Here is a 9,879-nt window from a genome sequence, read left to right as displayed (position 1 = left end):
GCTGGCGGCCGCGAAGATGGCGAGTTGTTCCAGTTCGTGTCCTTGGGCCCGCCACGGCGCGCGCGCGAACCCGCGGGCCATCGCCGCCGGCACCGCCTCCCGCGGCGCGTCTTCGGGTAGATCGAGTGGTTCGCACATGTGATCGATTCCACCGGAGGCTGAGCACGTTTTCCGTTGCACGGCAAGGGTTTCACCCCATCGGGTCGGCGTGCACCCACTGTGTCGGCTTACTGAGCCCTTCCGCGTAACCGTTGGTGACCGCTGTTCTGGAGGTATCCGAGACGAGGGCATCGCGGTGCTCGCCGTGCGTCGGCCGTTCCCGCACGGAGCGTTGCTGGCCGCCAAAGCCGCCGACCGGATCTCCATCCCCGGCCCCACCCGCGGGGTGGACTTGTGGTGGAGCGGCAGGCACCACCATCACGGCGGGGCCAACTCAAGTCGTCTCCGCCCCCGGACGGGTGGCCACTGTGGGCCTCCAACGTGCGGCCCGGCCGCGAACACGACACCAGCGCCGCCCGCGCCGACCCCGACCTGCTGGCCCGGATCACCGACTGGATCAGCGACGGCGCCCGCGCCTTGGCCGACCTGGGCTACGGAGGCGAACCCGAAACCTTCACCATCCCCTTCACGAAGCCCAAAGACAGGCAACGCGCCATCGACCAGCAGGCCTACCGCCCTCCACGGAGCCCTCCGCTGCGGCAGGCGGAACGTGTGCGGCGGGGCACCCGTGCTGGCTGTCGGGCGTTGAGCCCGGATCTGCCGGAGGTGGCCGGTGGATGGATCGTCGTGCGACCGACCCCGTGTCCATCTCCACGGGCACTGCCCTGGCCCGCGAGGAGACCACGCTCGGCACGTCACGAGAAGCGGTGGCGCGGTCCGACCCGGCCGGACACGCTGTCGCGTTCGACCACCGACGCCAACTTCACGGAATCGCACATCTGGGAGGGCGGCTGGACCGATCCGGCCGCGGTCGCGCAGCATGTCGGCGTGACACCGGACAGGATCGGGTGCGAGCCGGCCGGCGCGGCGGACGTTCGGCCGGCTGGGTAGCGATGCTCGCGATGCTGCTCGCCCTCGGCGCGAGCCTCGGCTGGGGTGCGGGCGACTTCCTCGGCGGGCTGAAGAGCCGCTCGATGCCGCTGCTGTCGGTGCTGGTGGTCACCCAGTCGACGTCGCTGGCGATGCTGGCGACGGCCGCCCTGGTACGCGCCGAAGGTCCGCCCGACCTGGGCTTCGTGGTGGCCGCTGCGGGCTCCGGGATCGCGGAGATCGCGGGGGCCGCGGCGCTGTACAAGGGGCTCGCGGTCGGGCGGATGAGCCTCGTCGCCCCCATCTCGGCGGCCGCGCCCGCCGTTCCGCTCGTGGCGGGGCTCGTGCTCGGCGAGGTGCCCGGCCCGCTGCGGAGCGTCGGGCTGGTGCTCGTCGTCGTCGGCATCACGTTCGCCGCGCGGGCACCGGGCTCGACGGGACGGGTCGGCCCGAGCGTGGGCTACGGGCTGCTCTCCGCGCTCGGCTTCGGCACGTTCTTCGTCGCGATGGACAGCGCCAGCGAGGGTGACCTGCTGTGGGCGCTGCTGGTCGCCCGGCTCACCGCCGTCGCCGCCATCGCGACCGCCACCGTCGCCACCCGGTCCCGGCCGCGGATCGGCAGGGCCGACCTGCCCGTACTGCTCACCATCGGCACGCTCACCACGGCGGGCGACGCCATGTACGCCACCGCGACCACGCTCGGCTATCTCGGCGTGGTCGCGGTACTGGCCGCGCTGCACTCGGTCGTCACGATCGGGCTCGCCCGGATCTACCTGCGGGAACGGGTCGCGGTGCCACAGCAGATCGGCATCGCCGGCTGCCTGGCCGGGGTGGCCGTGCTCGCCGTGGCCTAGTGTCCTGAGCCGGAGATTCGACACCACCTCCGGCGCCCGCGCGGCGCCTGGCGGCGTTGGCGGAAAGCCCGAGTACGACCCGGTACGAGGACTTCCCGCCGCCTTGCCAGCCACCACGCGGATCACCGGATCTGGCGCCGAACCCCGACTCAGGACACTGGCGTCTCCCGCCGGAAGTTCATCACTCGATTCCCCGGCCCACTCAAGCAACAGACTCCCGGCGGGGGACACTGGCGGACGATCGCACGCGGCGTGGCCGTGACGGTGTCGCCGAGCTCCGCGCAGGTCGCGCCGCCTGCGGCCGGCACGGCGAGCCCCAACCCGACCGTCGACCCGAACCGGGCCAGCGACTCCGGCTCGTGCCCACCCGGCAGGTCGCCCTCGGCCGGCGCACGCTCGAACCGATCGCGCAGCGGCACGCGCTGCTGGAGATCACCAGATCCTGGTGCCGGAGCTGACCGTCGACGAGCCGGTGCACCGCGCCTCCGAGCGCGGCGACGTGCGTGTGCTGACCGGGCGGATCGCCGTGGAACGCGGTCACCGAGGCGGTGTGGAACCACATGACCCGGGCGCGCTGCTGGTCGACGAGGTGGTCGGCGCCGACCCGGCAACTGGCCCCGTGCCTGGGATCAGGTGGCGGTCGCCCGGACCACCTCGGCCACGTCGGCCAGCTCGTCGACGCGCCAGGCCTTCTCCGCGAGCACCCTGGCTCGGTCGGGCCCCAGGATCGGCACGGCGATGTCCAGCAACTTCCGTTCCAGCTCGGCGTCGGTCATCGGGTTGCCGGGGGTCCCGCGGTTTTCGCGGACCGACTCGCGCAGGGTGCGGCCGTCGGCCAGCTCGACGACCACCGTCGCCGCGCGCTTGTTCGACGACGGGTCGACCTCCACCTGGATCCGCTCGCGCATGCGCACGACGGCGGGGTCGTTCACCGTCTCCGCCTCGAAGTCCGGCAGGGTCAGCCGGCCCTTCAGCACCGCCACGGCGGCGCAGTGCGGCAGGCTGAACTTCGCCTGCATCTTCGTCACCGGCGACGGGTTGCCGGTGACCGTCGCGGCGTAGGGGTGCACGGTCGCCCGGACGGCCAGGACGTCGTCGGGCGAGAAACCGTTGCGGGACCGGAGGGTGAGCACCGCGTCGACCGTGGGATGGGTCAGCGAGCCGCTCGCGTACGCCTTGTGGCCGTTGGCCCCCAGGTGCCAGGACGTGTTCAGGCCCTCGGTCAGCAGCGAGGGGTCCGGGTCCGGGCTCAGCACCCGCAGCAGACCCTGCCGGCCCTCGATGCTCGTGGCCGTCGCGGTGAAGCCCTCCTGGGCCAGCAACGCCGACAGCAGCCCGTCCATCGCCGCCTTGCCGGGGTGCAACGCCTTGCAGTCGCTGCCGTACAGCTCCTTCAGGCCCGCCGCCTGGGTGACCGCGGTCCCGAGCGCGTGCACCGCCTCCGCGGTGGACAGGCCCAGCACCCGGGACGCGACCGCCGCCGCGCCGACGTGTCCCGCCGTGCCGGTGACGTGCCAGCCGACCTCGTAGTGCGCCGGGCCGGCCGCGGCCGCGACCCGCGCCTCGGTCTCGAACCCGGCCACGTACCCGGCCAACGCGCGCTCACCGTCCACAGGCGACAGCTCGGCGAGCGCGAAGATCACCGGCCAGTTCGTCGAGCTGCCGTGGATCGTGGTGCGCGGCGGGTTGTAGGTGTCGTCGAAGTCCAGCACGTGCGTCGCGTACCCGTTGAGCAGCGCGGCGAACGGTGCCGTCGTCCGGTCCGCCGAGCCGACCACGGTGGCCTGCGTGCCCGGCGCGACCCGGCGCGCCACGCCGCGCAGCCGGGCCGACGCCGGCTCGGTGGAACCCCCGAGCGTCACGGCGAGCCAGTCGACGAGCGAGCGTCTCACCTCGTGCCGCACGGCTTCCGGGACCGCGGCGAGCTCCAGCCCCGCGGCGAACTCGGCGAGCGCGACCGTGGGCGTGCGCACCGACGTGTCCAGCTCTGTCATCGGTCCTTCCTCAACCCCAGCTGGTCGAGCAGCCCGCCGAGCACGTCGCGCTGCTGGTCGAGATAGGCCGCGAAGTCCTTGTTGTCCCGGTAGTCGGCCACCAACCCGTTCTCCTCCGCGTACTTCTTCCAGGCGTCCGTCTCGAGCATCTCCTTGAAGGCCTTGTCGTAGAACGCGATCGCGTCGTCGCTCATGTTCGGCGCCCCGACGATGCCGCGGAACTGCAGCGGCAGGTCGTCCAATGCGATGTCCTGGTCGGCGGCGGTCGGCGCGTCGGGGAACATCGACAGCTTCTCGTCGCCGAGGACGGTGATGACCTTCAGCTTGCCGGCCGCCACCTGCTCGCCGAAGTCGCCGGGGCTGCCGAGCATGATGTCCGCGTCGCCGCGCAGCAGCGCGGTGATCCGCGACCCGGTGTCCTCGAAGGACAGGAACTTCCACTCCGCGCCGGTCGACTTCTGCAGTGCCCGGCCGGCCAGCGAGTCGCTCGCCGTGGTCGATCCGCCGGTCTGGATCAGCTCGCCCGGCTTGTCCTTCGCCGCCTCGACGAAGTCGCTGAAGTCCTTGTACGGCGTGTCCGGCCGGGCGGCGACCACCATCGGCTCGTTGGACAGGCCGGCGATCGGGGTGAGCTTGTCCACCGACACCGCGCTGTCCTCGACGGTCATCGGGGTGACGAGCCAGGTCGGGGTCATCTGGCCGATCTCGTTGTCCTGCCCGCTCTTGCCGGCGAGGTAGGCCATCGCGCCGATGCCGTCGCCGGCCGGGACGTTGCGCACCGGCCAGTTGGCGTCGACCACCTTCTCGTCGTACATGATCTTGAGGATGCCCCGGGTGTAGACGTCGCTGCCGCCGCCGGGGCTGTTGTGGCAGACCACCTCGACCCGGTTGGGCTCACCGCTCTCGGCGGCTCCGCCGCCCGTGGTGCCGCAAGCGGCCGTCGCGAGTAGCAAGCCCGTGCTCATCGCGGCGGTCACGACCTTGTGACGACGCATCTCGACTCTCCTTTGGCATGCTGGGAAATCAGGCTGGGTCAGTCGTCGATCTCGAGTACCTTGCGCCGTAGCCGGCGCGACTTCCCCAGGGTCAGGCTGAGCAGCACGAGCACCGCGAGTCCGATGAGGACGGCGGAGATCGGCCGCTCCAGGAAGATCAGCGGGCTGTTCGCGGAGATGATCAGCGACTGCCGGATCGAGTCCTCGGCGATCGGCCCGAGCACGAACGCGAGCAGCAGCGGCGCGGGCGGTATCTCCAGCTTCTTCAGCACGTAGCCGAGCAGGCCGAAGACGGCGAGCATCCAGACGTCGAACAGCGAGCCGTTCACGCTGTAGACGCCGACCACCGAGATCACCAGGATGCCCGGGTACATCACCCAGTACGGCAGCTTGAGCAGCCGGGCGAAGAACGGCACCAGCGGCAGGTTCAGGATCAGCAGCGCCACGTTGCCCAGGTACATGCTCGCGATCACCGGCCAGGCCACCTCGGGGTGGTCGGTGAACAGCAGCGGGCCGGGCTGGAGTCCGTAGAGCACCAGCGCGCCGAGCATCACCGCGCCGGTGCTCGAGCCGGGGATGCCGAGGGTGAGCAGCGGGATCATCGCGCCACCGGTCTCGGAGTTGTTCGCCGCCTCCGGCGCCGCCACACCCTCGACCGCACCCTTGCCAAACTCCTTGCGGTGCTTGGAGAAGCGGCGCGCGATCGTGTACGAGACGAACGAGGCGACGGTGGCTCCCGCGCCGGGCAGGGTGCCGATGAGGAAGCCGCTGACCGATCCCTGCGCGATCGCACCCCGGGAGCGCCGCAGGTCCTCGCGGCTCGGCAGCAGCTCGCGGATCTTGCTCGGCACCGTGAAGATCGACCGCCCGGTCTTCTCCTCGACGTTGACCAGGACCTCGCCGATCGCGAACACCCCGATGGACAGCGCGATGAACTCCAGCCCGCCGGCCAGCTCGATGGTGCCGAACGTGTAGCGCTGCGCGCCGGAGAACAGGTCGACGCCCACGGTGGACAGCAGCAGCCCGAGGACCATCGAGATGAAGCCCTTGAGCAGCGACTCACCGGCCAGCATGATCACCAGGACCAGCGCGAACGCCATCAGCGCCGTGTACTCCGGCGGGCCGAACTCGACCGCCACGTTCGCCACCACCGGCGCGAGGAACGTCAGGCCGAGCACGCCGACCGTGCCGGCGACGAACGACGCGATCGCCGCCATGCCCAGGGCAGGGCCCGCTCTGCCCTGCTTGGCCATCTCGTAGCCGTCCAGGCAGGTCACCACCGAGGACGACTCGCCGGGGATGTTCAGCAGGATCGACGTGGTGGAGCCGCCGTACTTGGCGCCGTAGTAGATGCCGGCCATCATGATCAGTCCGGTGGACGGGTCCAGGTTCGTGGCGAGCGGCAACAGGATCGCGATCGTCGCGGGCGGGCCGAGGCCGGGCAGGATGCCGACCAGGGTGCCGGTGACCACGCCGATCATCAGCCAGAACAGGTTGACCGGGCTGATCGCCGCGGCGAAGCCGTCGACCAGGCCCTGCATCGCGTTCATGAGCCGAACCCCCAGGCGGGCAGCTGGACCTCGAGCGCGACCGCGAAGACGAGATAGGTGGCCACGGGCAGCACGAGCACCGCGGCGAAGGCCTTGACCGAGCGCTGCCGCTCCATGGCGAACACCAGGAAGCCCACCAGCAGCAGGCTCGTGACCAGGAAGCCGACCAGCGGCAGCAACGCGACCGTGACCACGAACGTCAGCCAGACCGCGCCCGCGCGGCCCATCCGGTTGCGCCGCAGGTCGAGCTGCTCCATGTGCTCCGGGGCGCGCCGGGGGCCGAACAGGTAGCTCGCCGACAGCGCGAGGCCGAGCACGATCAGCAGGGCGGAGAGCAGGACGGGAAAGAAGCCGGGCCCCGGCTCGTCGTTGTCCCCGAAGAAGTCGAGCTGCAGTGCCTCCAGCAGTGCCAAGAGGCCCACCAGGGCCACGACACCCCCGGTGGCGACATGCACCCACCGAACCACACCGATCACCGCCGCGTCTGCCATAGATACGACATGTCTGTTAAGTGGAAGCGAGCGTAGGAGTTTTGCCGATCCGCTGTCAACGGTGGATCTCATGGTTCGATTTGCCCGGCTATGCACTATGATCTGTCTGTTATGCAGACATCAAGTCCGGATAGCGGTCCACCAGCACCCAACTATCCGATGTCGTCGGTGAACAACGCCCTGCGGCTGATCCTGCTGTTCCGCGAGCAACCGTCGGTGCGGTTGATGGAGGCTCGCGAGTACCTGGGGGTCGCGCACTCGACCGCGCACCGGCTGCTGGCCATGCTCGCCTACCACGGCTTCGTACGGCAGGACCCGGAGTCGCGCGCCTACCTCGCCGGCCCCGCGCTGGTCGAGGTCGGCCTCGCGGTGGTCAAGACGCTGGACGTGCGGGAACAGGCCCGGCCGTACCTGGAGGAGCTCGCGAAACGGTTCGGCGAGACCGCCCATCTGGCCGTGCTGGAGGGAAACCTCGTCCGCTACATGGACGCCGTCGAGAGCGACAAGGCGCTGCGGGTCACCGCGCGCACGGGAGCCCTCATGCCGGCGCACTGCACCTCGCTCGGCAAGGCCCTGCTGGCCGAGCTGCCGGCGGAGTCGTTCCAGCGCGTGTACCCGGCCGGCAGCGGGCTGGACCGGGTCACCGACCACTCGATCGACTCGGTGGACAAGCTGCGCGACGAGCTGGTCAAGGTGCGCAGGCGCGGCTACGCGGTGAACTCCGAGGAGTCCGAGGAGGGCGTCGGCTCGGTGGCGATGACCTTCCGCGACCTGACCAACCGCTGGGCGGCCATCGCGCTGGCGGCCCCGGTGAGCCGGCTCTCGTTGCAGCGGACCGAGGAGATGGTCGACGCGCTGCGCGACGTCGTCCACCGAATCGATCAGTCCACTGTGGACACTCAGGTGGAGTCCTGACCCGACCGGCCGAACCGCAGCACCGCCAGCGTGATCCCCGCGAGGACCACGCCGAGCAGGTAGAACACCGACGCGATGCCGGTCGCGCCGGCCAGCAGGCCGGCGAGGCCCGGCACGGTCACCTGGCCGACCCGGTTGCCGGCGAGCCGCAGGCCCAGCGCGCTCCCCCGGCTGTGCTCGGGCACCAGCGCCACCACCCGGACCATCGTGATCGTCTGGGTGAGCGCGAGCAGGAAACCCAGCAGCGCCATGGGACCGGCGAGCACGGCGAGGTCCCGGCCGAGCGGCAGCAGCGCGACGAACACCGCGCTCGCCGCCGTGCTCACGACGACGAGCCGGAGCGGGCGCACCCGGCGCACGAGCCACGGCATCGCCGCGCGGGACAGGAACGAGCCCGCCGCGTTGAGGCTCAGCAGCAGGCCGACGCCGGTCGCGCCGATGCCGACGGCCGCGCCGAGCAGCGGGAGGTAGGCGAGCAGCAGGTCGGCAGATCCCTTGGCGGCGAAGGAAGCCAGGAGCGCCGCGGGCATGCCGCGGATGCGGACCATCCGCCGGGCGGGCACCGGCTCCACGCGTTCACCGCGTGCCACCGGGGAGCGGGCGCGCAGGGTGATCGCGGCGGCGGGGACCGCGACGAGGCCGACGAGCCCGCCGACGGTCAGGCTGAGCGAGGTGGACGCGAGGTCGGCGTGCTGGCCGTCGGCCTGGGCGAGGAGGCCGCCCAGCAACGGACCGGTCATCTGGCCGACCGCCGCGGACAGCGTCAGCATGCCGAAGCGGTTGATGCCCTCGTCCACAGTGGACCCCTGGGCGACGATGCTCTGCGACGCCACCACGGCGCCGAGGTGGCCGATGCCGAGGAGCGCCGTGCAGAAGCCGATCTCGACGACCGAGGTCGAGCGCGCCATCAGCAGGGTCGACCCGCCGGCCAGGCAGCTGGCCACGGTCATCATCAGGCCCGGGTGGGAGCGGTCGGACCAGCGGCCGAGGAAGATCGCGAGCAGCATCGGCGGCAACGCGAACGCCACCGCGATGGCACCCACCGCGGTGGCGTCGGCATGCAGGGCCAGCAGCCGGTAGGTGGAGACCGGCCGGGCCAGCGTTACGGCGACCTGCACGAGCGCGTTGCTCGCGAAGGTCGCGACCAGCCACGCGGCCGGCCACCGGAGGCTCACTCGCTACGCGATGCGCCAGCTGCGGTCCGGCGTCGCCACGTCCACCTCGACGCCGTCGGGGTCGAGGAACTTGAAGAACCGCGGCGGGGTTGCCTCCTCGGCACCGTAGATCTCCACGCCGAGCCCGCTCAGGACCTCGACCACGCGGCCGGTGTCCTCGATCTCCACGCCCACGTGGTTGGGGCCCATCGCGCCCTGCGACCAGTCCGACCGCTCGATGCCCTCGCGCGGCTGCAGCAGCGAGTAGTTGACCTCGCCGTCGGTGAGGTCGAGCGCCTTGCCCGGGAAGTGGCCAGGGGTGCGGACGTCACCCAGCCGCTTGAAGCCGAACACCTTCTCGTAGAACGTCGCACTGCGCTCGAGGTCCGCGGTGACGATTCCGATGTGCCGGATGCGCACGTTCCTGCTCCCTTCGATGTCCTCTATAGAGACTTCATGTCCGTGATATGGACAGAAGAATAGACATGCGGCGCAGGGTGGTCAACCTGGGGAAAGTGCGTCCGTATAGCAGAACTCTAGACGGGATTCTCGGCGTCGTAGGCGGCGGCGACGCTCTTGGGCACGACCATGCGCCAGCCGTCGGTGACCAGCTCGCGTAACTCGTCGACGTCGACGGCGGAGAGCCGCAGGTGGACCCAGTGGTAGCGCATGTCGCCCTTGGCCGGCAGGGCGAACTTGTCCGGCTCGGAGGCCACGAGCTGGGCCCGCTCCTCCTTGGGGAAGGTGAAGCCCAGCGTCTGCTCGTCGCGGGACAGCGCGAGGTAGACGATGCGACCGACGTTGAACTTCACCTGGTCGCGGACGAGCCGCTCGACGGTACGCGGCAGCCCGTTCGCGATCCGGCGGACATCCTCTGCGGTGGCCATGGCAGAACCT

At 70.9% G+C, this 9,879-nt stretch carries 10 protein-coding genes and 1 pseudogene; 3 read left to right on the top strand and 8 right to left on the bottom strand.

Annotated elements, in window-relative coordinates; all coding sequences use genetic code 11:
* Nucleotides 1-283: 283 nt before the first annotated feature.
* Both GEV28_RS27075 and GEV28_RS27070 read left to right on the top strand, forming a co-directional pair.
* Nucleotides 284-522, top strand: a pseudogene (locus GEV28_RS27075) (transposase family protein); the annotation flags it as partial.
* A gap of 485 nt (nt 523-1,007) precedes the next feature.
* A complete protein-coding gene (locus GEV28_RS27070) occupies nt 1,008-1,883 on the top strand; it encodes an EamA family transporter (protein ID WP_291415044.1) in 876 nt (291 codons plus the stop codon).
* Nucleotides 1,884-2,032: 149 nt separating this feature from the next.
* On the opposite strand, the gene GEV28_RS27065 is transcribed toward GEV28_RS27070, so the two are convergent.
* The 5 genes from GEV28_RS27065 to GEV28_RS27045 all read right to left on the bottom strand — a co-directional run bounded on the left by GEV28_RS27065 (nt 2,033) and on the right by GEV28_RS27045 (nt 6,913).
* Nucleotides 2,033-2,302 carry a hypothetical protein gene (locus tag GEV28_RS27065; protein WP_291415043.1) on the bottom strand — a complete coding sequence of 90 codons (270 nt, stop codon included), beginning with the start codon at nt 2,300-2,302 and terminating at the stop codon, nt 2,033-2,035.
* A 210-nt stretch (nt 2,303-2,512) separates the two neighbouring features.
* Nucleotides 2,513-3,877, bottom strand: a complete 1,365-nt coding sequence (locus tag GEV28_RS27060; RefSeq protein ID WP_291415042.1) for an MmgE/PrpD family protein — start codon at nt 3,875-3,877, stop codon at nt 2,513-2,515.
* A complete protein-coding gene (locus tag GEV28_RS27055) occupies nt 3,874-4,872 on the bottom strand; it encodes a tripartite tricarboxylate transporter substrate binding protein (RefSeq protein ID WP_291415041.1) in 999 nt (332 codons plus the stop codon). The genes GEV28_RS27060 and GEV28_RS27055 overlap by 4 nt, the downstream gene beginning before the upstream one ends.
* A 38-nt stretch (nt 4,873-4,910) precedes the next feature.
* Complete coding sequence (locus GEV28_RS27050; protein WP_291415040.1) at nt 4,911-6,422, bottom strand: tripartite tricarboxylate transporter permease; 1,512 nt, start codon at nt 6,420-6,422, stop codon at nt 4,911-4,913.
* A complete protein-coding gene (locus GEV28_RS27045; protein ID WP_291415039.1) occupies nt 6,419-6,913 on the bottom strand; it encodes a tripartite tricarboxylate transporter TctB family protein in 495 nt (164 codons plus the stop codon). The genes GEV28_RS27050 and GEV28_RS27045 overlap by 4 nt, the downstream gene beginning before the upstream one ends.
* A 168-nt stretch (nt 6,914-7,081) precedes the next feature.
* Between GEV28_RS27045 and GEV28_RS27040 the strand changes: the two genes are divergently transcribed.
* The gene (locus GEV28_RS27040) at nt 7,082-7,828 is read left to right on the top strand and encodes an IclR family transcriptional regulator (RefSeq protein WP_291415038.1); all 747 of its coding nucleotides are present in this window, start codon (nt 7,082-7,084) and stop codon (nt 7,826-7,828) included.
* On the opposite strand, the gene GEV28_RS27035 is transcribed toward GEV28_RS27040, so the two are convergent.
* The 3 genes from GEV28_RS27035 to GEV28_RS27025 form a co-directional block, all read right to left on the bottom strand.
* A complete protein-coding gene (locus tag GEV28_RS27035; RefSeq protein WP_291415037.1) occupies nt 7,813-9,003 on the bottom strand; it encodes an MFS transporter in 1,191 nt (396 codons plus the stop codon). The genes GEV28_RS27040 and GEV28_RS27035 overlap by 16 nt on opposite strands.
* A 3-nt stretch (nt 9,004-9,006) precedes the next feature.
* Nucleotides 9,007-9,402: a VOC family protein gene (locus GEV28_RS27030; protein WP_291415036.1), complete on the bottom strand. Its 396-nt coding sequence runs from the start codon at nt 9,400-9,402 to the stop codon at nt 9,007-9,009.
* A 116-nt stretch (nt 9,403-9,518) separates the two neighbouring features.
* The gene (locus GEV28_RS27025) at nt 9,519-9,869 is read right to left on the bottom strand and encodes an MmcQ/YjbR family DNA-binding protein (protein ID WP_291415035.1); all 351 of its coding nucleotides are present in this window, start codon (nt 9,867-9,869) and stop codon (nt 9,519-9,521) included.
* Nucleotides 9,870-9,879: the final 10 nt, after the last annotated feature.

Origin of the sequence: Actinophytocola sp., assembly GCF_009379765.1 — a bacterium.
In the GTDB taxonomy this organism is placed as follows: Bacteria; Actinomycetota; Actinomycetes; order Mycobacteriales; family Pseudonocardiaceae; genus Actinophytocola.
This window is presented reverse-complemented; position numbering and strand designations above follow the sequence as displayed.